At 45.0% G+C, this 21,916-nt stretch carries 25 protein-coding genes, 3 pseudogenes and 1 riboswitch; of the genes and pseudogenes, 9 read left to right on the top strand and 19 right to left on the bottom strand.

What is annotated here, in order from left to right:
* Positions 1-4 precede the first annotated feature (4 nt).
* The 6 genes from VT06_RS05060 to mnhG are packed head-to-tail and all read left to right on the top strand — an operon-like array spanning position 5 to position 3,415.
* Entirely contained in the window at positions 5-445 is a 441-nt protein-coding gene (locus VT06_RS05060; protein ID WP_046553196.1) for a Na+/H+ antiporter subunit B, read from the top strand.
* Entirely contained in the window at positions 442-786 is a 345-nt protein-coding gene (locus tag VT06_RS05055) for a Na+/H+ antiporter subunit C (protein WP_046553195.1), read from the top strand. The genes VT06_RS05060 and VT06_RS05055 overlap by 4 nt, the downstream gene beginning before the upstream one ends.
* A 5-nt stretch (positions 787-791) precedes the next feature.
* Positions 792-2,282: a Na+/H+ antiporter subunit D gene (locus VT06_RS05050; protein WP_046553357.1), complete on the top strand. Its 1,491-nt coding sequence runs from the start codon at positions 792-794 to the stop codon at positions 2,280-2,282.
* 2 nt (positions 2,283-2,284) lie between these two features.
* Positions 2,285-2,758: a Na+/H+ antiporter subunit E gene (locus tag VT06_RS05045; RefSeq protein WP_046553194.1), complete on the top strand. Its 474-nt coding sequence runs from the start codon at positions 2,285-2,287 to the stop codon at positions 2,756-2,758.
* Positions 2,755-3,039 carry a monovalent cation/H+ antiporter complex subunit F gene (locus VT06_RS05040; protein ID WP_152658981.1) on the top strand — a complete coding sequence of 95 codons (285 nt, stop codon included), beginning with the start codon at positions 2,755-2,757 and terminating at the stop codon, positions 3,037-3,039. The genes VT06_RS05045 and VT06_RS05040 overlap by 4 nt, the downstream gene beginning before the upstream one ends.
* Positions 3,032-3,415 (top strand): monovalent cation/H(+) antiporter subunit G, encoded by a 384-nt coding sequence (gene mnhG, locus VT06_RS05035; RefSeq protein WP_200897916.1) that lies wholly within the window; start codon positions 3,032-3,034, stop codon positions 3,413-3,415. The genes VT06_RS05040 and mnhG overlap by 8 nt, the downstream gene beginning before the upstream one ends.
* On the opposite strand, the gene VT06_RS05030 is transcribed toward mnhG, so the two are convergent.
* The 6 genes from VT06_RS05030 to VT06_RS05005 are packed head-to-tail and all read right to left on the bottom strand — an operon-like array spanning position 3,412 to position 9,266.
* Complete coding sequence (locus tag VT06_RS05030; RefSeq protein WP_046553192.1) at positions 3,412-3,798, bottom strand: Na+/H+ antiporter subunit G; 387 nt, start codon at positions 3,796-3,798, stop codon at positions 3,412-3,414. The genes mnhG and VT06_RS05030 overlap by 4 nt on opposite strands.
* Before the next feature lie 9 nt (positions 3,799-3,807).
* Complete coding sequence (locus tag VT06_RS05025; RefSeq protein ID WP_046553191.1) at positions 3,808-4,077, bottom strand: K+/H+ antiporter subunit F; 270 nt, start codon at positions 4,075-4,077, stop codon at positions 3,808-3,810.
* Positions 4,071-4,607, bottom strand: coding sequence for a Na+/H+ antiporter subunit E (locus tag VT06_RS05020; RefSeq protein ID WP_046553190.1), 537 nt, complete (start codon positions 4,605-4,607; stop codon positions 4,071-4,073). The genes VT06_RS05025 and VT06_RS05020 overlap by 7 nt, the downstream gene beginning before the upstream one ends.
* Positions 4,604-6,118: a monovalent cation/H+ antiporter subunit D gene (locus VT06_RS05015; protein ID WP_046553189.1), complete on the bottom strand. Its 1,515-nt coding sequence runs from the start codon at positions 6,116-6,118 to the stop codon at positions 4,604-4,606. Before VT06_RS05015 ends, VT06_RS05020 begins: the two co-directional genes overlap by 4 nt.
* Positions 6,115-6,471, bottom strand: coding sequence for a Na+/H+ antiporter subunit C (locus VT06_RS05010; RefSeq protein WP_046553188.1), 357 nt, complete (start codon positions 6,469-6,471; stop codon positions 6,115-6,117). The genes VT06_RS05015 and VT06_RS05010 overlap by 4 nt, the downstream gene beginning before the upstream one ends.
* A complete protein-coding gene (locus tag VT06_RS05005; protein ID WP_046553187.1) occupies positions 6,471-9,266 on the bottom strand; it encodes a monovalent cation/H+ antiporter subunit A in 2,796 nt (931 codons plus the stop codon). Before VT06_RS05005 ends, VT06_RS05010 begins: the two co-directional genes overlap by 1 nt.
* Before the next feature lie 356 nt (positions 9,267-9,622).
* Here VT06_RS05005 and VT06_RS05000 point away from each other — a divergent pair, with 356 nt between their 5' ends.
* The gene (locus VT06_RS05000; RefSeq protein ID WP_046553186.1) at positions 9,623-9,805 is read left to right on the top strand and encodes a helix-turn-helix domain-containing protein; all 183 of its coding nucleotides are present in this window, start codon (positions 9,623-9,625) and stop codon (positions 9,803-9,805) included.
* Here the strand turns inward: VT06_RS05000 and VT06_RS04995 are convergent.
* The 4 genes from VT06_RS04995 to VT06_RS04980 are packed head-to-tail and all read right to left on the bottom strand — an operon-like array spanning position 9,800 to position 13,654.
* The gene (locus tag VT06_RS04995; protein WP_046553185.1) at positions 9,800-10,693 is read right to left on the bottom strand and encodes a choline kinase family protein; all 894 of its coding nucleotides are present in this window, start codon (positions 10,691-10,693) and stop codon (positions 9,800-9,802) included. The two genes, VT06_RS05000 and VT06_RS04995, sit on opposite strands and share 6 nt — an antisense overlap.
* Positions 10,639-11,271, bottom strand: coding sequence for a nicotinamide riboside transporter PnuC (pnuC, locus tag VT06_RS04990; RefSeq protein ID WP_046553184.1), 633 nt, complete (start codon positions 11,269-11,271; stop codon positions 10,639-10,641). Before pnuC ends, VT06_RS04995 begins: the two co-directional genes overlap by 55 nt.
* Positions 11,268-11,516, bottom strand: coding sequence for a YkoF family thiamine/hydroxymethylpyrimidine-binding protein (locus VT06_RS04985; protein WP_046553183.1), 249 nt, complete (start codon positions 11,514-11,516; stop codon positions 11,268-11,270). Before VT06_RS04985 ends, pnuC begins: the two co-directional genes overlap by 4 nt.
* Positions 11,517-11,545: 29 nt before the next feature.
* Positions 11,546-13,654: a TonB-dependent receptor gene (locus tag VT06_RS04980; RefSeq protein ID WP_046553182.1), complete on the bottom strand. Its 2,109-nt coding sequence runs from the start codon at positions 13,652-13,654 to the stop codon at positions 11,546-11,548.
* 39 nt (positions 13,655-13,693) lie between these two features.
* Positions 13,694-13,806: riboswitch (TPP riboswitch) on the bottom strand.
* A 155-nt stretch (positions 13,807-13,961) separates the two neighbouring features.
* Between VT06_RS04980 and VT06_RS17510 the strand changes: the two genes are divergently transcribed.
* The gene (locus VT06_RS17510; protein WP_082122446.1) at positions 13,962-14,729 is read left to right on the top strand and encodes a M15 family metallopeptidase; all 768 of its coding nucleotides are present in this window, start codon (positions 13,962-13,964) and stop codon (positions 14,727-14,729) included.
* Between the two features lie 297 nt (positions 14,730-15,026).
* Here VT06_RS17510 and VT06_RS18580 read toward each other — a convergent pair.
* The 9 genes and pseudogenes from VT06_RS18580 to VT06_RS04930 all read right to left on the bottom strand — a co-directional run bounded on the left by VT06_RS18580 (position 15,027) and on the right by VT06_RS04930 (position 21,679).
* A pseudogene (locus VT06_RS18580) lies at positions 15,027-15,689 on the bottom strand (nucleotidyl transferase AbiEii/AbiGii toxin family protein).
* Positions 15,690-15,718: 29 nt separating this feature from the next.
* Positions 15,719-16,489: a type IV toxin-antitoxin system AbiEi family antitoxin gene (locus VT06_RS04965; protein WP_046553181.1), complete on the bottom strand. Its 771-nt coding sequence runs from the start codon at positions 16,487-16,489 to the stop codon at positions 15,719-15,721.
* Between the two features lie 79 nt (positions 16,490-16,568).
* A complete protein-coding gene (locus VT06_RS04960; protein ID WP_235357364.1) occupies positions 16,569-16,814 on the bottom strand; it encodes a hypothetical protein in 246 nt (81 codons plus the stop codon).
* Positions 16,756-17,046 carry a DUF5992 family protein gene (locus VT06_RS18395; RefSeq protein WP_046553180.1) on the bottom strand — a complete coding sequence of 97 codons (291 nt, stop codon included), beginning with the start codon at positions 17,044-17,046 and terminating at the stop codon, positions 16,756-16,758. The genes VT06_RS04960 and VT06_RS18395 overlap by 59 nt, the downstream gene beginning before the upstream one ends.
* A 56-nt stretch (positions 17,047-17,102) precedes the next feature.
* Positions 17,103-18,173: a tetratricopeptide repeat protein gene (locus VT06_RS04950; RefSeq protein WP_046553179.1), complete on the bottom strand. Its 1,071-nt coding sequence runs from the start codon at positions 18,171-18,173 to the stop codon at positions 17,103-17,105.
* 88 nt (positions 18,174-18,261) lie between these two features.
* Positions 18,262-19,494: pseudogene (locus VT06_RS04945) on the bottom strand (RHS repeat-associated core domain-containing protein); the annotation flags it as partial.
* 215 nt (positions 19,495-19,709) lie between these two features.
* A complete protein-coding gene (locus tag VT06_RS04940; RefSeq protein ID WP_235357363.1) occupies positions 19,710-19,937 on the bottom strand; it encodes a hypothetical protein in 228 nt (75 codons plus the stop codon).
* A gap of 105 nt (positions 19,938-20,042) precedes the next feature.
* The gene (locus VT06_RS04935; protein WP_046553177.1) at positions 20,043-20,528 is read right to left on the bottom strand and encodes a hypothetical protein; all 486 of its coding nucleotides are present in this window, start codon (positions 20,526-20,528) and stop codon (positions 20,043-20,045) included.
* Complete coding sequence (locus tag VT06_RS04930; RefSeq protein WP_046553176.1) at positions 20,528-21,679, bottom strand: RHS repeat protein; 1,152 nt, start codon at positions 21,677-21,679, stop codon at positions 20,528-20,530. Before VT06_RS04930 ends, VT06_RS04935 begins: the two co-directional genes overlap by 1 nt.
* A 99-nt stretch (positions 21,680-21,778) precedes the next feature.
* Between VT06_RS04930 and VT06_RS18035 the strand changes: the two are divergent.
* A pseudogene (locus VT06_RS18035) lies at positions 21,779-21,916 on the top strand (IS4 family transposase); the annotation flags it as partial.

Raw genomic sequence — 21,916 nt, 5'->3', positions numbered from 1 at the left:
AACCATGACATCCCGTTTTAATATGCGGTCATTAATTCTGAGCACCGGGGCCACGCTGTTATTGCCCTTACTCATTTTGTTTTCATTGTTTTTATTATTACGCGGACATAACGAACCCGGCGGTGGTTTTATCGGCGGGCTAGTTGCCGCCGCCGCGATTTCACTTAAATTGTTTGCAGAAGATTATCGCGCGGCGCGCACTATGCTTAGGGTACACCCTTTGCAGTTAGTAGGCGTTGGCCTGGTACTTGCTGCTGGCGCCTCTCTGCCGGCGTTGTTTGTTGGCGAGAGTTTTTTTACCGCCCAGTGGTGGACCCTAAATCTGCCAATATTAGGCAGTTTAAAACTCAGCACCCCACTTATTTTTGATATAGGTGTTTATTTAGGCGTGGTGGGCAGCGTGCTAACGGTGGTATTTACCCTGGCAGAGGCAGAACATTCATGACCACATTAATGGCTATTCTGATTGGCTGTTTGTATGCAGCAGCCATTTATATGATGTTACGCCGCTCAGTAGTCAAGTTGGTTATTGGGCTTATTTTACTATCCAATGGTGCCAACTTACTGATTTTTACCGCGGCCGGTCTACAGCGCGGCGTACCGCCACTAATTGATAAGGGCCAGCAAATGATTGCCGGAGCTGCCGCCGATCCGTTAGCACAAGCACTAATTCTTACTGCCATTGTCATCAGCTTTGGGGTGTTAGCTTTTGCCGTAGTATTAATTCACCGCGCCTGCGAAGTGGTACAAACTGACGACATGAATGAAATGAAAGGGACCGATTAATGGATATGACGTTATTGGTTGCTTTACCGATTATTCTGCCGTTGCTATTTGGCGCGGTGTCACTCACCCTGCTAAAAAACCACAAAGCACAGCGCTGGCTGGCAGTAATTGGCACGTTTAGTATTTTGCTGGCCGCCTGTGCTTTAATGTGGCATTGCCAGCAACATGGCATAATCGTGCTGGAAGTAGGCTCATGGCCTGCCCCTTTTGGTATCGTGTTGGTAGCCGATTTACTGTCGGCAATTATGGTATTACTAGCGGCCATCACCGGCGTTGCAACTGCCCTATACAGCTTAAAAACTGTACTCACCCGTTTTGAAAGATTTGGCTATTATCCGTTACTTCATCTGTTACTGGCAGGGGTAAACGGTGCCTTTCTAACGGGCGATATTTTTAATCTTTACGTGTGGTTTGAAGTGTTGCTGGTGGCTTCTTTTGCCCTGTTAATTCAAGGTGGCGAACGGGCGCAAATGGAAGGTGCTATCAAGTATGTCACACTTAATCTGCTGTCTTCTGCCTTATTCTTAACCGCAATAGGCCTGTTATATGGTTTAGTTGGCTCATTAAATATGGCAGATATTGCCCAGCGCCTGACCCAAGTAGAAGATCAACGAATGGTCACCGTAGTGGCCATGCTTTTTTTGATCGCCTTTTCTATTAAAGCCGCGGCTTTTCCGTTGTTTTTCTGGTTACCCGCTTCCTACCATACGCCCCAAGTTGCTGTGTCCGCAATATTTGCCGGTTTACTAACTAAAGTAGGAGTGTATGCGCTATATCGGGTTTTCACTCTGATCTTTAATTCTGAAGTGGAGTTTACTCACAATATTCTGTTATGGATGGCTGTGTTAACCATGTTAACCGGGGTGTTAGGCGCAGCTGCGCAATTTGAAGTACGGCGCATTTTAAGCTTTCATATTATCAGCCAAATCGGTTACATGATGCTGGGGTTGGCGCTTTACACGCCACTGGCGCTGATTGGCGGGGTGTTTTATATCATGCATCATATTATTGTGAAGGCTAACCTGTTTCTAGTGGCGGGTTTAATCTACCGCTTAAGGGGCAGTTTTGAATTAAAACGCTTGGGGGGCTTATACAAAGACCACCCTGGTTTGGCGGTGTTATTCTTAATCCCGGCATTATCATTGGCGGGTGTACCACCACTGTCAGGCTTCTTCGCAAAATTTATTTTAATTAAAGCCGGTGTTGAAGCGCATGCCTGGTGGGCGGTGGGTATAGCCTTACTGGTAGGCTTATTAACATTATATTCTATGATGAAAATCTGGAATGAAGTGTTCTGGAAAGCGGTACCAAGCCCGGCACCGGCTATCCCGGCACCGGGAGGCAACGGTTTATTATATTGTATTACCGGCAGCCTTGCCGCCATGACCATTGCCATTGGCCTGTTTGCTGAGCCTATTTATCAATTAGCGCAGCAAGCGGCCACCCAGTTACTTAACCCGCAACTCTATATTAACGCGGTGCTGGGGGCAGACTGATTATGAATTTATTATTATCTAATCTAGTGCTGGCGATGATTTGGGCGGCGTTAACCGATACATTTACCGGTGGCGGCTTATTTGCTGGTTTTATACTTTCTTATCTAGTGTTAATTTTTGTATTCCGACAGCATCCGGATGTACGAAAATACCGACTGCAAGTACCTCGCTTTATTAGTTTTATGGTGTTTTTTACTAAAGAGCTGATCATGGCTAATTTAAAGGTGGCCTACGATGTACTCACCCCGACCAATCTGATGAAGCCCGGAGTAATAGCCATGCCGCTGCGGGCTAAAACCGATATGGAAATTACTATATTGGCTAATGCTATCTCGCTCACGCCCGGCTCACTTAGCCTGGACGTTTCAACCGATCGGCTGGTGCTTTACGTACATGTAATGTACCTTTACGATGAACAAGAAGTGCTCAGTGAATTAAAAAGGCTCGAAACAAAAATATTGCGGGTAATGAGATGAATAACATTATAGATATCACTTTATTACTGGGTTTTGCTATCCTTAGCCTGGCTTTGTTGTTAGCGCTATTGCGCTTGCTTAAAGGCCCTACCCTGCCAGATCGGGTCGTTGCGCTGGAACTGATAGCCTCTATCACCATTGGCATTATTGGCTTGTATACCATTCTCAGTGGCAAAGATACCTACATTGATGTCACCATGGTACTAGCGTTAACGGCATTTTTAGCCGCTATTGGCTTTGCCCGTTATTTAGAAAAAGGAAGTTATCGCGATGATAATTGAACTGCTAGCAGCACTGTTTTTACTCATTGGCTGTTTATTTATGCTGGTAGCCTCGCTGGGGGTATACCGAATGCCCGATCTACTGACCAGAATGCATGCTACCACTAAATCCGGCGTACTGGGTGCCAGCCTTATCATGTGCGGCGTCATGCTATTCTTCGGTGAAAGCAGTGTTACCTTAAAAGCATTAGCGGTAATGGCATTTACCACACTAACCTCACCCATCGCCGCACACGCTATTGGCCGCGCCAGCTATTTTATCGGCGTGCCACTATGGAAACACACGGTTAAAGATGCGCTAAAAGATCGCTACGACCCAGATACTCTGGTTCTTCGCAGCCCTGATCAAGACGCTGATAGTAACAAAAAAAGCTAAGGGTCAGTGCTCTTGCTGCGATTAGCCTGAGCACTTAAATTCATCTGTCTACTTTCCAGTTCTGAAACGCCCAGAGTGCGTTCTAGGGCTTTTAAACGGTGATGTAAAGCTGTTTTAATCAGCATATGAGCACTGACTGGCGCGGTAATTAATAAGAATAGTGTGATGAGCAGCTCATGCACACTAATCGTCTCTGGCGACATACTAAAATAGAAAATTGAACCTAATAAAATACCGCCCATCCCCAGGGTAGTAGCTTTAGTTGGGCCATGTAGTCGCATAAAAAAATCAGGCATACGGATTAAACCAATCGAGCCAATCAGCACGAAGCTTCCGCCCAACAATAAAAAGAAGGCAACGGCCCACTCCATCCAGTGTTGCATTATCTGCTCCTATTCAATGATGTCGCCACGTAGAAAAAATTTACACACTGCCACCGTGCTAATAAAACCAATCATAGCGATCAGCAACGCGGCTTCAAAATACAAGGGTGAATCCATTAGTAAGCCGTAAAGAATAATTAAGGCAATACTATTAATGTACATCGTATCAAGTGCCAGGATCCGATCGGGTAAGCTGGGGCCGCGTAACAGTGACCATAAATTAAGTAACAACGCTAAGCTAATCATGCCGAACACCAGAAATATAACATTGGCTAGCATTTAAAAATCTCCTTTAACGGCGCTTCGTAGCGTTGTTTAATGGTAGCTATTAATTCGGCTTCGTTTTCCAGATTTAACACATGGATCAGCAACCAACGTTGCGGTATCGGCGCATCAGCGGCCAGATGCTCAACACACGGGTAAATATCGGCACTTACCGTACCCGGCGTCATCGAGACAGTCCCCGCCAAAATAGTTAGTGGCAAATTGTGCTCTAAATCCAATGGAACCATCACAAACGCGGGTTGCAGTTTATGCAGTGGACCTAAAATCAGTATTGCTACTTCCGCATTCGCCGTAATAATGTCAGCAATTACCCGCAATATATAGCGAAGGGCTAACAATGGTCGTTCGATCAATGGCTGCGGATCGCGAAATCGGTAGCAGATATACGGAATAACCAACGCTAGTAACAAGCCAAAAAACAAGTGAAATGGCGCAACGCTCTGGTTTAGTAACAGCCAGATTATAAACAGCAACAAGCTACGATACGGGGTTGGCAGCCAGCGAAAACGGGGTTTCATTCTCATGGCGATACTCCTGGGGCTTTTAAAATAATAGAAATAGCGGCGGGTACATCGGCTAACTGCACTGCGCCTTGTTGGGTAAGTGAGGTCATTGGCCCGGCAAACACCACTAATGCCACACTGGCACTGAGTAACCAGCAAACGGCAAATATTTGTAATGGCTGCGCTTTATCTTCATTAGAAGGTTGGCCGCTTACCCGCCAAAACAAGGTACTGCCGGCACGTGACAAGCCAATTAATACCATTAAGCTGGAGATCAGAATTACACTCCACAAGCCGGCTTGGGCCGGGCCAGTATCCACCGCTTGTAAGATCATTAATTTACCGATAAAACCCGAAAAGGGTGGTAAACCGGCAACGGATACTGCCGCCAGCATAAACAAACTGCCCAATAAAACTGGCTGTGCTACACGGCGGGCAGAGACTAACCTATCAGCCGCCTTACCACGTTGCAGGCCAACCATATCGGCAATTAAAAATAATGCCGCCGTGACCAGAGTAGAATGTAAGGTATAAAATAATACCGCAGAATTGGCGGCAGTATTACCAATAGCAACCAGGCAAACTAAGCTACCCACTGATACCAGCACCAGGTTAGCCACCAACTTTCTAAAATCGAGGCTGGACAACACACCAATGGCGCCCAATATAATGGTTGCCAGACCCAGTGGCCATAACCAGGTAGATGCCATACCCGCTAATGGCCCCGCTTGTTCACCAAAGATGGTGGTATACACGCGTAATAATGCATAAACGCCAATCTTGGTCATTACCGCAAATAATGCGGCTACCGGCGGTGAAGCCGAGGCATAGGTAGCCGGCAACCAAAATTGCAAGGGTAAAATAGCGGCTTTCAATGCAAAGACAATTAACAGTAATAAACCGCCGGCTTTCACTAACATTAAATCTTCGGCGGGCACCACTGCAACTTTTGCTGCCATATCGGCAATATTTAAGGTACCAAGGGTGCCGTATAAAATAGCCAATGCAAATAAGAACACCGCTGAACCAGCCAGGTTCAGAACTACATAGTGTACAGCTGCCTTGGTTTTGTTTTTGCCACCACCATGAATTAACAGCGCGTAAGAAGCAATTAACAGCACTTCAAAAAATACAAACAGATTAAATAAATCGCCGGTCAAAAAAGCGCCGTTAATGCCCATTAATTGAAACTGGAACAAGGGATGAAAAAAGCTGCCTTTCTCATCTTCACCGGCACTGCCGTAACAAATAGCGCCCAGTGCCAGAAAAGATGTCAGACACACCATTAACACGCTGACAGTATCTGCCACCAAAATAATCCCAAAAGGCGGCTGCCAGTTACCCAATGCATAAAACGTTACGCCCTGTTGCAGGGTCTGGCTTAATAACCACACCGACAACGCCAATAATAGCAAAGTAGAGCCCATACTTAACCAACGACGACGGTTAGGTGAATAGTGAATAGGCGGCAGCATAATCAGCAACGCGGTCAGCATAGGTAACAATATCGGCAGCAGAATTAAATGACTCATCGACGAGGCTCCCGTTTAGCCTGTTTTGGCGTGGGTAACTTGCCGTCAACATGGTCAGTACCCAAATCAGCTCGAGCCCGAATGGCTAAAATAACCAAAAAAGCGGTCATGGCGAAACCAATCACAATGGCGGTTAACACCAACGCTTGTGGCAGCGGATCGGCATAGTTTTCTGCGGTACCTAGTATCACCGCACCACGTAAATTGAGCCGGCCAGATGCAAATATAAACAGGTTTACCGCATACGACAGCATGGTTAAGCCTACGACTACCGGAAAGGTGCGTCCTCGCAACATTAAAAACACGCCGCAGGCCGTTAAAAAGCCAATGCAGCTGGCAAATAAAGTCTCCATTAGCTTGGCTCCCGGTGTGTTGGCCGGTGAGAAGTGGTCATTTTACCTAAACTAGCCAGGATCAGCAGTGTTGAACCGACAACAGTAACGTAAACCCCTAAGTCAAAGGCAATAGCGCTAGCCAATTCAATTTCACCAAACAAGGGTACATCAAAGTAATCAAACCAAGACGTGAGAAACGGCCGGTTAAACAACAAACTGGCCAGGCCGGTGCATAGCGCAATCATTAAGCCGATAGCCACCACCCGCTGATACTCGATATTCATGCGGGCTTTTACCCAATCAACCCCTTGTGAGATATATAATAGAATAATCGCCACTGCAGTAATCAAACCAGCAATAAAGCCTCCACCAGGTAAGTTATGGCCGCGGAAGAAAATAAACACTGAGACCATTAACGCCATCGGCAAAATACTTTGCGCTACGGTAGCCAGTAACAATGGATGCCGTTCTAAAGCCCAGGGCCGGCCTTCGCCGTCACTGCTGGGTTTAAAGAGTGGAATGCGGGTCAGTAGTTTAAAGATACCCAGTGAAGCAATGCCCAGTACTGCAATTTCACCAAACGTATCAAAACCACGGAAGTCGACTAAGATAACGTTAACTACATTGGAACCACCGCCACCGGTTTTAGCATTAGCCATGAAGTAATCCGATATGGTAGTGAATGGCCGGGTCATAATGGCGTAGCTAATACTACCAATCACTACCCCAACCATACTGGCCAGGCCAATATCCCTGAGCACTCGTGTCGGGCTAGATTGTTTCGGGGTTTTATGCGGTAAGAAAAACAGCGCCAGCATCAGTAAAATAATGGTAACCACTTCTACCGATAACTGCGTTAGCGCTAAATCGGGTGCAGAAAAACGGGTAAAAGCAATCGACACCATTAACCCTACCACTGATATCATTAATAAGGCCACTACCCGCTGCCGATGAAAAACCACCGTAGCAAAGGCACTGATCAGTAACATCGCGGCACCCGTTGCATTAACGGCATCAATGGGCAATTCAGGCCGGCCGCCATACAACGTATCTAATTGCAACAACGGTGCACCCGCCAGCACAATAATGGCCATTAATACAAATACCATATAACGTTGCAATGAGCCGTTGTCTAGCCAGCCATAAAATTGCTGACAACGTTTAACCAGGGTTTTCATTACCAGCTCAAAAGTACTTAACGCGTCAATGCCTGGCAAGCTATTCTGAAAATCAAACAGATATTTGCGGTTAATGTAAATTAAGACGCCACCCGCCAGCGCTACTATACTCATAAACAATGGTAAATTAACACCATGCCAGATCGCTAAACTGTACTCTGGCACCTCAGTACCTAATACAGCAAATGACGCCGCATGAAGTAAATCACCAATAATATAGTCAGGCGCTACTCCAACCAAAATACACAACAACACCAATACCTCAACCGGCATCCGCATATAACGGGGTGGTTCATGAGGCGTTTTGGTCAGGCCTTTTGGTTTACCATTAAAAAACACATCATGAATAAACCGCATTGAATAAGCCACCGAAAATATCGCCGCGACGGTAGCGAGTACCGGAATAACCCAGGACAGCGAACCAAGCAGATGCTGATGCAGCGTTTCGGCAAAAAACATTTCTTTCGATAAAAAGCCGTTTAATAAGGGTACCCCGGCCATTGACGCTGCAGCAACCATCGCTAACGTGGCCGTAATCGGCATAAAGTGCCACAAACCATTAAGCTTTCTCATATCCCGCGAGCCAGACTCATGATCAATAATTCCCGCGGCCATAAACAGCGACGCTTTAAAAATCGCGTGATTAATAATATGAAACACCCCGGCCACGGCAGCTAAATCGGTGCCCATACCAAACAGTAAGGTGATCAAGCCTAAATGGCTAATGGTTGAGTAAGCCAGTAAGCCTTTTAAATCGTGCTTAAATAGCGCCAGATAAGCACCGACTAAAAAGGTGGTTAAACCGGTAATACTGACCAGTAAAAACCATAAATCAGTATCGGCCATGGCAGGATAAAACCGGGCCAGTAAAAATATACCGGCTTTTACCATGGTTGCTGAGTGTAAGTAGGCACTAACTGGTGTAGGGGCTGCCATGGCATTAGGCAACCAGAAATGAAAGGGAAACTGGGCCGACTTAGTAAAGCAGCCAAGCAAAAATAGTACCAGCACCATTGGGTACCAGCTGTGCTGTTTAATTATAGCGCCACTAGCCAGGATCACGTCCAAATCATAGCTGCCGGTAATTCGCCCCAACAACAATAACGCCGCTAACAAGCATAAACCACCGGCTCCGGTAACCGTTAATGCCATTCTGGCACCACGCCGAGCTTCAGATTTATGCCACCAGAAACTGATCAGTAAAAAAGAGCTGATACTGGTTAGTTCCCAGAACAGCCAAAGTTGCAGCACGTTATTTGATAATACGATACCCATCATTGATGTCATAAACAGCATCAGATAGGCATAAAAACGTGGCATAGAGTCTTGTTCAGACAAATAATAACGGGCGTAAAGTATTATCAGCAAACCTATGCCCAAAATGAGCAAACTGAATAAAAATGCCAGGCCGTCCAGCCGGATACTAATATCCAGCCCCAGTAATGGCACCCAGGCCAAGGTATAACGTAAGCTCTCACCTACAAATACTGCACTGCCATAATACAACACTATCATCAGCGCAAAAGCTGGTGGTAAGGCGGTTGCCATGGCACAGGCGCTGCGTCGCCAATTGGCGGTTAATAGCGGAACCAGAGTACCAAACAGTGGAAGTAATAAAATCCATAACAAAGTCATAGCGTTGTAGCTTCCTTAACAAAAAGTCCTGAAGTCGATTGTATTGGCATTTCGCGGCCTGCACATCGCATAACAACCGGCCCTTTTTGGTTGCTGCTGCGCACTAGTAGGGGTTTATAGCGCACAGCATAAAAAATAAATGCATTTTAAAACTGGGCCATGCTAAAACAGGATACCTGAGTTTTGCAGCAATATTTATACCGATAAGTAGCCGAAATGTCTATTAAAGTTGGCGATACAGCGGCGTAAATAAAACGAGAAAAACCAATAAAATTTTCCTATTTGCGCTGTTTTTAATTCAATATAGTGCTTGAATAGGGTAATAATATCAGACTAACTTTAATTAGGATTACATTATGTCGATTATGTCGGTACAACAAGTGGCAGAATTTTTAGGGATCCCAGACACCCGGGTTGAACGGTTGGCCCGGGAAAATTTGCTGGTCGCTGCGCAGCAAGATGATAACGGCAAGCCACAATTTAACGAAGATGATGTAAAACGCTATAAAATACTAGCTGAACGTTTAGGCGGATTATAATGCAAAAAGTTGGTTAATCTGGTTTCGCCATTGGGCAGCATGTAGCTCACTTAGTGGAGCGCTCTTTGGAAAACTCAGGTACCACAACCAGCAAAACCCGCTAAAAAGTATTTTTGCTTGTAATACCCGCTTGTTGAGATCGCCGTTCTTTGCCGCAACGCTTTTGCGCTGCTGAGTGTAAGCAGACAACAGCGCCTGTTCCATTAGCGGATCCAATGTTAAATAGAGCGACACTGCAGCCAAATCAAAGCAGCTGTCTGCCAGCTGCGCATATTCAAAATCTAGTAACCATAGCTTGTCGTTGGTATAGAGCATATTGCCGGCATGTAAATCTAAATGGCACAGTACCCAATCTTGCTCCAGCAACTGATACTGTCCGGCTAAGTTTACTAACCGGCTCAGCAACGACGTATCAGCTGGTGTCAATGGTTGACAGGCACTATTAGCTAAGCGCTGTAAATAGGTACATGGGTCTAGTTTAGGGGTCGGAACGGGCAATTTATGCAGTCTTGCCAGCGTGTTCGCCAGCAACGGAATACGGTTCCCGGTGCAAAAAAAAGGCTTACCACCTGTAATATACTCGCTAATTAATACTCGCTGATGATTATTTAAACATAACGGCACTGGCGCAATACCAGCTATCGCCGCCGCATGCTGGCAACGCAATTCCTGTTGCCGATACACTCTACTGCTGCTGGCTGGGTAGCGTCGCAGCACATAATGGCCGCGACGCGTTTCCACCCGGTAACTCAGGTTAACATCGCCACTGGCTAATGGCGAAATCGCAAATGGCGGGTGCTCTGCAAAAAATTCCAACTGGCGACATAATGCCGTTATCTGCCGGGTACCCACTGCTGCGGTTGTTGCTGCTGATAATTGGCCCGCCATATAAAGTATCCTACCAAGGCAATAATGGTGTACAGCATAAACAACAGCGTTAAAAAATACAGATGTTTCTGAGCATATACGTAAATGGATACCGCATCAATTACCACCCAATACAGCCAGTTTGACACCAACTTACGGGCAACTAACCATGTTGCCATAACACTAAACGCCGTGGTTTGGGCATCCAAATAGGCAAAATCGGCATGGGTGAAATTATCCATGACATAGCCCAACAACACCCCAACCAAGCCGGTAATAGCAATAAGCTGCAGGTGTCGGTGCCACGGCCATTCCGATACTTGGTTCAGCCCCTGATGTTGTTGCTTTAATTGCTGCCAGCGCCGCCAGCCATATATGGCCATGGCAGCATAATACAATTGTAATAGCGCATCCGACAGCAGTGCTGAATCCCACATAATATGGGTAAATAACATGGTGCTTAGCAATGCTGCTGGCCAGCACCAAAGGCTTTGCTGCAGTGCCAGTACAACATAGGCCAGCGCCAACAACGTCCCCAGCAGCTCCAGAGTATGCATTAACTGCCACTGGTCCAGCGCATTGCTAAGCCATAGCATCATGGTTGTAAGTCACCATGAATAAACTTACAGACAAATATTACTTTACCGTATTGGCTAAATGACGATTTAATGCAGTGTTGTAACGCTTGCATTACTTGGTCATAGTCACCAAACAGCTGGGTACTCATGGTGTTGGTAATTACCTTAATATCCGGATAATCGTTCAACTGCTCGATAAAGCCTTTAATAGGGCCAATATAATCTTCAGCCAGCGGGTACTTACTAATTTCAACTGATAGTTTCATGGTTACTCCTTCATCACGCTACGTGCGGTTTAAAATTGATAACTGGCGCTGATCCCTAACCGGCGCGGCTCAGCAAATTGTTCATATACATGTGGCTGGTAGCCATCTCGTGGGTCATTACCAAAAAAGAAACCGCGAACGCCAACATCCTGATCCAATGCATTACGGCTCCAAACCGCCAGTTGCCAGTGCTGCAACTGATAACTCAGGCGTAAATTCAACAATTCGTAACGACTTGAGCGGGCATTGTGACCGTCAGAATAATAAAAGGCATCTTTACCCTGCAAGCCTACATTCAGGGTTACGGCCTCAGTCAGGAACCAATCTGCACCCAGGCTATAACTAAAACGTGGTGCCTGTGCCTGCTCGCGGCCACTAAAATCGTCGCCATCAATAGTGACATAATTACCTAATGTGGTTTTCAGCCAGCTGGCACTTAAGGTTAACGCCAGTTGTGGATTAAGCTGCAACCGGTTTTCTATTTCAATGCCATAATTGCGGCCACTGCCCGCGTTATCAATAAAACCAGCAAACTGCGGACCACTATTTGGGTTTAGCCAGCCTTTTACCTGCATATCAGAGCGCCACATGTAAAAGGCGGCCACCCGGGTAACCAGGCTTTGATCACGGGCACTACCTTTAACCCCAAACTCAGCGTTATATAACGTTTCTGGGGCAAAACTGGCTTTGCTTAGTAACGCATTCAGGCTGTCGTCAGCGGCTTTTGCCAACGCATCACCATTAACACCACCCGCTTTATAGCCACGAGAGCCCAGCACATAAATAAGTGCCTGCGGATTAAGCTGATAATTTAAACTGAGTTTAGCGCCCCACATGGTGTCGCTATTGCTAACGTTGTTACCGCTGGTGTCAATATAATCATCTTCATAGCGCTCCAGCCGAATACCTGAAACCAGGGTTACGTTATTGGTTAACGGGCTGCTAAGTTCACTATACAGCGCTAAATTACTGCGGGTTAAGGCGCTGGAAAACACATCCGCCTGCCATAAATCCCAATTCCAGAACTGACGGGTTAAGGCAAACTCTTTGCTGGCAACATACAACCCAAACACCCAGTCGCTTTCGCCAATACGGCCTTCAGGTGTCGAGACCAGCCGGTAATCTAAGGTTAATTGCTCGCGGTTTCGCAGATAGCGGTCTGTAGTAGAATATTCATCCGGGTGCAGGCCAACATAGCTCCAGTCTTCGTCAAAGCCATAATCGCTCGCCGCATCTAACCAGCTAAGCTGGCCTTGCACTGTAGCAAAACGTAAGCCGCTATAGTCTGCATGCACTGCCAGCGCCTTGCTGCGTAATTGATCCTGGCCTGGCTCGTCGGATAATGTAGTACGATTGCGATCCAGCGAAAAAGCATCATAGCCATTGTCCTGATCAACTAGGTGGCTGATCAGCTGCAAACGCAGCGTTGCTGTTGGCTGGTAAGCCAGCTTAAAACGACCGGTAAATTCGTCAATATCGTTGGTATCGTCACGCTTAAGAAAACTATTTTTAATAAAGCCGTCAGAAACTTGTTGCTCCAGAGCCAGGCTATAACCCAGCTGAGAATTAATGGCGTTACTAAACTGGCCAGCAAGCTGATAACTGCCATAATTGGCCGCCGTCAGGCTAATTTTGCCCTCGGCACGGTCCGTCGGCCCCTGGGTAGTCAGGTTTAACATACCGGCCAAGGCATTCGCACCAAAGCGGGTCGCTTCCGGGCCACGGAACACTTCTAACTGCGCTAAATCGCTAATACCACTGATGCCAAGGCCTGAATAATCAATGCCATCAATTAAAATGCCTACCGACGGGTTAATGGTGTCAACAAATTCACTGCGCTCGCCAATACCCCGCACCTGAATAAAACGCCCACGCGAGGCACCGGCACTGTAATTCAGGTTAGCAAACTGATTGAGTAACTGATCGAGGTGTTGTACCGACTGCCGCTGTAAATCTTGCTCAGTAACTACTGACACGCTGCCAGCAAGTTGGGCTGCCGTTTGGCGGCGAAAATCGCCTTGCACGGTAATGCGCTCAATAGCAGCAGCCGTAGCCAAATTTTCAGTTTGAGCAAAAGCTGTCGCCGCAGGTAGCGCTGACAATATTGATAACGTAAGTAAAGAATGGGAAAAACGCATTGTTGTATGACTCTCCATTAAAATAGAGATCACACCAGCATGAGGAGTTAGCACCATCCCTCCGCCGGTATAATCCGGATCAGGTTCTAAGGGTTTGCCCTAAAGCATCTCAGCGTCTGCGCGTTAGCACAGTTGCACCCCTTGGTTGCGGAATAAGTTTAATACCTTTCAGTTTTCGGAGCAAGTCATCATTTAATTGCTGGCAGTGTCGTTATTACCCAGGCTATTTAGTCGCATCACTAAAAAGAGTAGCTACACTCGATAGTAGCCATAGCAACTTCAGCAAGGCTAATTAAGGAATAAAGCAATGACTAGAAATACGGTGATGGAACACCTGCATCCAACTTTCCGGCATAAAGTTGAGTTGCTGTTGCAGGATCTTGCCAATGCAAACTTACCCTTCAGGGTATTCGAGGGCTTTCGTTCACCGCTACGCCAACGCGATCTGTATAGCCAGAGCCGGACTAAACCGGGCCCACGTGTCACCAATGCTGATACCTGGAGTTCAATGCATCAATATGGTGTTGCCGCTGATTTTGTGTTGTATATTGACGGTAAGTGGAGCTGGGACGACAGCGGTGAGCGAAAAAAATGGTGGCAGCAGTTACATAAGCATGCTGCTAAACATGGGCTGCAACCACTAAGCTGGGAACTGCCTCACTTGCAAATGCAGGGCTTGCAGCTGGCACAGTTGCAACGTGGAAATTATCCGGCTGACGGCGATGATGGCTGGGCCGAAAATTTACAGCAAGCCATAACGCGCTGGTCAGGCTCACCCGCCGCGCCTCCTTTACCAGAAGCGTTGCCAACCCGGCCACCATTACCACCAGAAGCCCCTGCTGCTGACACCAATACGACAGCGTTGGCTAGCCAACCAGTCATTAAAGCTAGGGTAACCGCGCGGGATGGCCTAAGGCTTCGTGCCGGCCCGGGCACCAGCTTTGACATCAAAACCACCTTAGTCAGCAATCAGCAGGTTTTCGTACTTGGCCAAAGCGGAAAATGGAGCCAGATAGACCTGCAAGGCGACGGCCTGGCCGACGGTTACTGCCATAGTGGTTATCTGGCTACTTGATGCTACAGCTCGTACCAATCTATTTATTGTCGAGCTGCAAAAGTATTTTTGTTAGTGCATTGCAAACATGGTCTGAAAATGACGCTGTTATCAGCGATTAAGCTGTAACCGCAATGCATCAATATGAGCGTGAAAGTCGTCTGGTCGTGATTTTTTAAATTTTTCGAGGTTTATTAACGTCCATTTCACCGATGGATAGAGCGAGAAATCATAAATTGACCAATCTGGCTCCAGTTGATTTACACTGAGCAGAAACTGCCGATCTTGTTCTTCCAGACTTTCGTTTACGACTTGGATTTACTGATTTCGTGTTGCCTCAAAATCTTCATACGTAAACGGATGTTCGGACATGCCTTTGAACAGATTGTTATATGCAACACGCTGATCTACATGATTGGGGTTTAGCATTTCATGTGCCGGTCTATTGCTACAGACAAGCGAATATATGACACCTTGTTTTATCTCGCGGGAATAGTCATTGGCCTGGAGCAGCAATTTAACGTCGAACAGATCTCTCGGATGCTGCCGATCCAGAGCGGTACAGATTTTACCGCCATATAATTGAGATAGCGGAACGACCTGTATATCGCAAAACGCATCAAAGTAATCCTGTGCGGCCTCACATAACGGCAGCACCTTAGCACTGTTCCCCAGCACACCCCGACCAACCATGTTGACTTCAATTTTGACCAACACATCTCACTCTTCAACCATAAGTTTGCAAACATCGGCTCTGTGCGACACTTTTATGGATGGTCTTAATGCTCTGATATTGTTTTCTATTCTGGATAGGGCAGCATTTATCGCGATAATGCTGTCATCCCGTGCTTGAATGGGGATATATGTCAAATCTATATCCACGGATAGCCGTGGCATTTCTAGCACAAACAAATTAATTGCGGTCCCGCCATGTAGCGCGAAACATGCCTCTTTAGCTAGCTCTGGTATGATGTTCAGCATAAGGTTTACTTGCCGTAAATATTGCTCTTTCATGTATATCTTTCGAGTTCTTTTGGTAACGTTATCTGATATTTAGGGATGTACACACCATCAGGCTCAATTTGGCGCTTGCCGTTACCTAAGTCTATTGAATCTGGCTTTAGATGGTTAAACCAACTGTGACCGGCTTTTTCTGCCATGTACAGGAACAGACGTTTCACTTTAACAGAGGTACAGGCTTCTAATAGCGTTTGTACTGACTTAGGCCGCAAATTATTTAACCCTTCCATCAGCTCGTACACTTCCACCAAGCGCTGGCTTTCTGGTGCCAAATATAAGCATTCCATCACCGCTCTGGCAGGACTTGACACCTTTATCTGAAAGTCTTTGTAGGTGTACTCAGTGAGACCAAGCTCTGCTGGCAAAAATGAGGACGATTGATAATCGATATCCAGTTTCCAGCCGTGTTTCTTAAACCACGACGGAAGCTTTTCAAATTGGTAACCAAAGAGCTGACATCGCTGCATTGATAACTCCAGGTAATGCGACTTACCCAACAGTGATAACGCCGTTTTAGCCCCCGGATGTATGGATAGCCCCAGCTGTGTTTGCAGGGTGTAGATCCCCCCTAAGACATCGACGTTATCGCCGTTTCTTATCAAGGCCCCTCTTCCAAGTTGGCTAAACCAATTGCTTTTGCGATATCTTTTTTGAAGCTCAAGGCTGTAGCCTTGCTCTGTTAGCCAGGCAGAAGCCAACACAACGCCACGAGGCGTTGTTGACAGCAACTGGTTTATTTTACTTTTAATTTCGGTACTCATAGTACTAATCTAGCACTATTTTTAAACTTACACAATTTTCGAGTTTATTTTTATAATAATAAGGGTACTTTAAGTACCTTTATTTTCTTATTTGTAAACTCTGATGCGCCGCCAACGCCAACGCCATTGGCCTGGCCATACTAAATGATAAGTAATCACCATTAGCGCCATGACAGGCCGGTTTATTTTGCACGCCACCCACCGGGTAGATATAAACCAGGTTGCCACCTTCATACATTAATATTTTATCAATCTTGGCTGTAGTATCAGCCTGCACGCCAACCGCAAACAACAATGCCATGGCAACTAAAATACTTTTTATCATTTTTTAATCCTTTAAAGCTAATTAGCTGCAACCCCTTTTTCTCAAGAAAGTAGATCCAGCCAACACAAGGGCCTGTGCCACCTTCTACCTTTATAGCAAAATTTTTGCCATTGCCAGTAGCATGATTAGCTACTTCCAGCACAGTGGCACCTCGGGTAAGTTCGCCAGCACTAGCAAACATACCAAAAGCCACATAGAACAATATCAGCGCCATTAAACATATTTTCATCATGTTATATCCCTATAAAGCTAATTAGCTCCGACCCCTTTTTCAAGATTATTGATAGATTATTGATTGCTTTGGAAAAGAAAATTACTCGGAGATCCGAACATCCTTAACACTTGACACCTATATATTTCAGGATCAATTTTTTCATTAAGAAGAACTTTATGAGCGGTAGTACTATCATTAATTAAAGCGGCGGAGATAAAAGCTATTCTTGACTTCTTCATTTCTCCCAAGTGACTGTAAATTATACCTTGATTAGCTATCGCCGTAGGCGAGCCTAGCCTTGACGCAATCTTAAAGTAGCTTAGAGATTTTTTGTAGTCCTTTTCCACATTGATGCCTGTTAAATAAAAAGACGCAAGCATTTCAGCTGATTTGTAAAATCCTTTTGCAGAACTCTGCTTTAATAGCTTTATTGAATGACTAATGTCCTCCATCTCAAGGTATATATCCGATAACAAGTACTCAAGCTCTCCTGTAGTTGAACTTCCCAAAGCTTGCTCATATAATTTTTTAGCGTATGGTAAGTCTCTTTCTACACCACTACCAAAATGATAATGCTGAGCATATTGAATAACATGCAAATAATTATCATAGAATAACTCTTCATTATTTTTTAATTCCTCTAGCATCTTAATGCTTTCATTATATTTTTCCTGTAAGTGCTTAAGACTTGCCATATTCCCAATTGCAGTTCTGTACCCAACCTCGGCTAAAGGTGTCAGTATTTCCTCAGCTCTTAACAGGTCATTACCTTCCGCCCTCATTATGTAGAGCGTAGCGATTGCATTATTAATCCAATCATTATTTCCAACCTCCCGCTTTGACAAATACGCTAATAATTCAGAATAAAATGCTTGCAACCGATAACCAACGATATATTCAACTCTAACTTGAAGACAAGTTTCGTTGCTGGTTTGACATAGCTCTAATACATCAACCGTAGCTGATGGAGAAAAAAATTCTTTTGCTGTTTCAGCACATGCTAACAAATCACCTGCTAGCTTCTGTTCTTCACAAAAGCGTTGAGGATTAAATTTACCCGTTGAAGCATTGCAATCCTCGGCAGATTGAGCGACCGCAGTAAAACCGACCAACAAAACCGAATAAATTAACCAGTGGTTTATCATCGTAAGTACCATAAAAATTTAATTAACAAAACTGTATAACCATCAAAAATATAACTGTGTTTAACTAATAATTGTCATCTTAGCTTCTTTAACCACTCGGACCAAAATAAGTCGGAGCCAAACGTTCATAAAGATAGACTCGGACACGACCAGATTGATCTTCAGTAGCACGGGTTGCACGGTTAACGTTTCTTAATGCCGCAGCACCTTTTGGACTTGTTGCCATTCCCGTTGCTGAAAAGCAAACTCCACCAGCTGGACCATGACTACATGCTTTAGCTGTAACTCCATTCATCCCAAATGATATAGGACCTTTAGCTAGAGCTATAGACGCTGAATCAGTTGATAAAGTTGCTGACAAAGGCCCCCTAGACCCGGAAATACTTGGTCCAGAGAACTCACCATTGCGATTTAATCCTACAAATTTTAGCGGGCCAACTTCTAAAGTTAAACTTGCTTGTTCGATGGAGACATTTACAGCACTCTTGTCATCTAGTGATTCAAATCCCCAAAAGGATTCACTAGCATGATTAAACAAATACTGAAACGTTGCAGTTCTTGCACCATTAGAGAACTTACCACCAGCCAACTCAGAAGCAGTTCCGCCTATTACCGCCGAAACAACAGTACCATACGCAATCTGTCCGCCAGACAAGTTAGACCCACCAGGTAAAAACGCACCTCCAGCGCCCTTAGTAACTCCAGCACTAAAGAAACCATGACCAAACTTGCCGCCACTAACAACTGATACTATACCTCCAGCAGCAGCATGAGATGCAATTTGCCCAGCAACCTGCCCAGCACTGAGTGACAATCCGCCAAAAGAATGCAGGTTATCGCCCATCATTCCGGCTAACGCACCAAAGCCATCGTTAGCTACACGGTCTACCTGCGCTAAATTCGCATTCGATAAGCTTTTAAAGTGCGAACCTATCTGCTGAAAAGCAGCGCCTGATATTGCTCCAACAATAGCACCACGTAAGTTACCCGTTGCAACGCCTCCAGACATAAAGCCAAAAGCCGCTGCTTGATACCAGTTTGCCATTGCCCAGGGACCAACTCCTGGAATCGCCAATGCCAATAATCCTACAAAGGGTGCAAGTTTCCCGAACATTTTGTTAAGTTTCTTAAAGAAATACCCACTCGGATCGGTATAGCTCATGGGGTTATTAAGCACATAGCTATAGCGGTTGTAGTTCTGCAAATTACCTGGTGCCTGAATAAACGGGTCGGCTTGCATAAAGCGGCCGAGTATTGGGTTGTAGGTACGGCCGCCCATATGAATAACGTCAAAGTCGTTAATCATTTTATGGCCGGTGTAGCCTTTGCTATCGCCCGGGTTGCTGTAGGTAGTAAAATAGCTATGGGAGTATCTTGCCTGTGCCTGTCCATTATCTTGATTTTGACAGCAACTGGTTTATTTTACTTTTAATTTCGGCACTCATAGTACCAATCTAGCACTATTTTTAAACTTACACAATTTTCGAGTTTATTTTTATAATAATAAGGGTACTTTAAGTACCTTTATTTTCTTATTTATAAACTCTGATGCGCCGCCAACGTCATTGGCCTGGCCATACTAAATGATAAGTAATCACCATTAGCGCCATGACAGGCCGGTTTATTTTGTACGCCACCCACCGGGTAGATATAAACCAGGTTACCGCCTTCAAACATTAATATTTTATCAATCTTGGCTGTAGTATCAGCCTGCACACCAACCGCAAACAATAATGCTATGGCAACTAGAATGCATTTTATCATTATAATATTTCTTTAAAGCTAATTAGCTCCGACCCCTTTTTCGGTTTTAAATCAATGACTATGACCCTATTGATTGTACTGACCCCAATACTTGAAGCTTCGTATTTATTCGATGCAATTTTTCATGTAATTATCAACAAGAACCGTGTCTTGAAATTTCGATATAGGATAGTTTTTCTTTATTAATTCCCAGATTTTATAGTCTTTGCTGTTAATAACAAATACAACCGCAGCAAATGCGCTCCCTTTAATTTCATACGGACTAACTCCAGATTTTAAAAAGTAATCTATCGCAGCTTCGTTTTCATAAAGTATAGAAACACCCAACAAATAAACACCATATTTCTCGATAACATTATTATCTTTAAATTTATTTTCGTTCTCATATAAATCATTAATGTAATCAGATGAGAAAACTCCATACTCATCTAAAAACTCCTGATCTAAAAAAGAAACGCATCTATCGCCATCTGTAACAGAATACTGCTTGCAAAATTCATTATTAATAAATTTATCCAAAGAAACTTCATCACATCTATGGGAACAACCGCTCAGTATCAAAATAGAAAAAATAAAAGACATCAACTTCACTACTTTCTCCTCACAATATCAATATGTACAGTATCAGCTTTTGGAACAACAAATTGATGTTGAATCGGTAACGGTGGTGGCCCACTAATAAAAGAATAAACAGCCTGTAATAAATTCAACTTATTAGGGTTGACTGCCCCCATCGCAAGATCTATTGATCTATGAGTTAATTCACGGACGTTGCTAGATATGTAGCCACCAACATGCTCATAAGCAATAACCTGAAATTCGCGCTGTAAATAAGCTGTTTTTAACCACATTTGATTATTCGATACATTATTAAAAATTGCGTATTCCGCACGAACTGCATCCCAGTTTTCATTTGCCCTCCACTTCGCTAATTGATGCATTCTGCTTTTTGCGTCGTCATGAATTTCTTTACTTAAAGCCCCTAGCATCCGTTCCTTTTCTTCATTCTGAAGTTTTGATAAGTTATCATCATTCAACGCTCTAGAGAATGCGCCAGTAATAGCTCCGCTAGCAAACTTACCACCCGATATTGCTGAAGTGGTACCACCAATTATTGCTGCTTTAATACCGTTTGTAATTCTGTCGGCCATGGTAAAAGCGGCGCTAGACGCATCAGTAAATAGGCCATCCACCTGACCCAGTGCTTGCGTAAATCCAGCAGCAACAAAGCCGTGCCCAAATTTACCGCCATTCAGCACAGAGCTTACTCCACCAGCCCCCCCATGCAATGCTATTTCCCCTAAATCATGGCCTCCTGCAGTGAGTCCCGTGTTCACGCCATGCAAATAACCGAATGCCGCCCCGGTTAACGCGCCTAAAGCTGCGCCCCGCAGGCTTCCTGTGGCAACAAAACCACTTGCGGCGCCTGCTATAGCACCAACAGCTACAGAGTTTGTGACACCAAATATACTATTAACCCAACCAGTAGCGCCCGGTGCGTATACAGCAATAGCTATAGCAGCAATAGTCCGCCAATACTTCTTCACAAACTTACCGATACCTTTAAAGAAATACCCACTAGGATCGGTATAGCTCATCGGGTTATTTAACACATAGCTATAACGGTTATAGTTCTGCAGGTTGCTTGGCGCCTGAATATGCGGGTCGGCTTGCATAAAGCGGCCGAGTATTGGGTTGTAGGTACGGCCGCCCATATGAATAACGTCGAAGTCGTTAATCATTTTATGGCCGGTATAACCTTTGCTGTCGCCCGGGTTGCTGTAAGTAGTAAAATAGCTATGGGAGTATCTTGCCTGTGCCTGTCCATTATCTTGATTTTTTCAACTGATATAAAGCTTAAACCCTTTCATAAACAGTTTGTTAAAATGGCTGCACCTGAGTTTATGCGCGAAGTGTTTGAAAAGGCTCTGGCGCTGCATCTTCCTGATATGTTTTGTATCAGAGATAAATACCAGGAA

This window comes from Arsukibacterium sp. MJ3 (genome assembly GCF_000987765.1).
Lineage (GTDB): Bacteria > Pseudomonadota > Gammaproteobacteria > Enterobacterales > Alteromonadaceae > Alishewanella.
Note: the sequence above shows the minus strand (reverse complement) of the source record. Positions and strands in the feature narration are given on the sequence as shown.

What these genes read in the sequence shown, in the direction of transcription:
- VT06_RS04940 (WP_235357363.1), bottom strand. Translation starts at nt 19,937, where the DNA reads ATGATAAAATGCATTCTAGTTGCCATAGCATTATTGTTTGCGGTTGGT.
- VT06_RS05020 (WP_046553190.1), bottom strand. Translation starts at nt 4,607, where the DNA reads ATGAGAATGAAACCCCGTTTTCGCTGGCTGCCAACCCCGTATCGTAGC.
- VT06_RS05045 (WP_046553194.1), top strand. Translation starts at nt 2,285, where the DNA reads ATGAATTTATTATTATCTAATCTAGTGCTGGCGATGATTTGGGCGGCG.
- pnuC (WP_046553184.1), bottom strand. Translation starts at nt 11,271, where the DNA reads ATGATGCTATGGCTTAGCAATGCGCTGGACCAGTGGCAGTTAATGCAT.
- VT06_RS05005 (WP_046553187.1), bottom strand. Translation starts at nt 9,266, where the DNA reads ATGACTTTGTTATGGATTTTATTACTTCCACTGTTTGGTACTCTGGTT.
- VT06_RS05015 (WP_046553189.1), bottom strand. Translation starts at nt 6,118, where the DNA reads ATGAGTCATTTAATTCTGCTGCCGATATTGTTACCTATGCTGACCGCG.
- VT06_RS05000 (WP_046553186.1), top strand. Translation starts at nt 9,623, where the DNA reads ATGTCGATTATGTCGGTACAACAAGTGGCAGAATTTTTAGGGATCCCA.
- VT06_RS05060 (WP_046553196.1), top strand. Translation starts at nt 5, where the DNA reads ATGACATCCCGTTTTAATATGCGGTCATTAATTCTGAGCACCGGGGCC.
- VT06_RS04985 (WP_046553183.1), bottom strand. Translation starts at nt 11,516, where the DNA reads ATGAAACTATCAGTTGAAATTAGTAAGTACCCGCTGGCTGAAGATTAT.
- VT06_RS04965 (WP_046553181.1), bottom strand. Translation starts at nt 16,489, where the DNA reads ATGAGTACCGAAATTAAAAGTAAAATAAACCAGTTGCTGTCAACAACG.
- VT06_RS17510 (WP_082122446.1), top strand. Translation starts at nt 13,962, where the DNA reads ATGACTAGAAATACGGTGATGGAACACCTGCATCCAACTTTCCGGCAT.
- VT06_RS04950 (WP_046553179.1), bottom strand. Translation starts at nt 18,173, where the DNA reads ATGATAAACCACTGGTTAATTTATTCGGTTTTGTTGGTCGGTTTTACT.
- VT06_RS04960 (WP_235357364.1), bottom strand. Translation starts at nt 16,814, where the DNA reads ATGATAAAAAGTATTTTAGTTGCCATGGCATTGTTGTTTGCGGTTGGC.
- VT06_RS18395 (WP_046553180.1), bottom strand. Translation starts at nt 17,046, where the DNA reads ATGATGAAAATATGTTTAATGGCGCTGATATTGTTCTATGTGGCTTTT.
- VT06_RS05030 (WP_046553192.1), bottom strand. Translation starts at nt 3,798, where the DNA reads ATGCAACACTGGATGGAGTGGGCCGTTGCCTTCTTTTTATTGTTGGGC.
- VT06_RS04980 (WP_046553182.1), bottom strand. Translation starts at nt 13,654, where the DNA reads ATGCGTTTTTCCCATTCTTTACTTACGTTATCAATATTGTCAGCGCTA.
- VT06_RS04930 (WP_046553176.1), bottom strand. Translation starts at nt 21,679, where the DNA reads ATGATTAACGACTTCGACGTTATTCATATGGGCGGCCGTACCTACAAC.
- VT06_RS05010 (WP_046553188.1), bottom strand. Translation starts at nt 6,471, where the DNA reads ATGGAGACTTTATTTGCCAGCTGCATTGGCTTTTTAACGGCCTGCGGC.
- VT06_RS05050 (WP_046553357.1), top strand. Translation starts at nt 792, where the DNA reads ATGACGTTATTGGTTGCTTTACCGATTATTCTGCCGTTGCTATTTGGC.
- VT06_RS05025 (WP_046553191.1), bottom strand. Translation starts at nt 4,077, where the DNA reads ATGCTAGCCAATGTTATATTTCTGGTGTTCGGCATGATTAGCTTAGCG.
- VT06_RS05040 (WP_152658981.1), top strand. Translation starts at nt 2,755, where the DNA reads ATGAATAACATTATAGATATCACTTTATTACTGGGTTTTGCTATCCTT.
- VT06_RS05055 (WP_046553195.1), top strand. Translation starts at nt 442, where the DNA reads ATGACCACATTAATGGCTATTCTGATTGGCTGTTTGTATGCAGCAGCC.
- VT06_RS04995 (WP_046553185.1), bottom strand. Translation starts at nt 10,693, where the DNA reads ATGGCGGGCCAATTATCAGCAGCAACAACCGCAGCAGTGGGTACCCGG.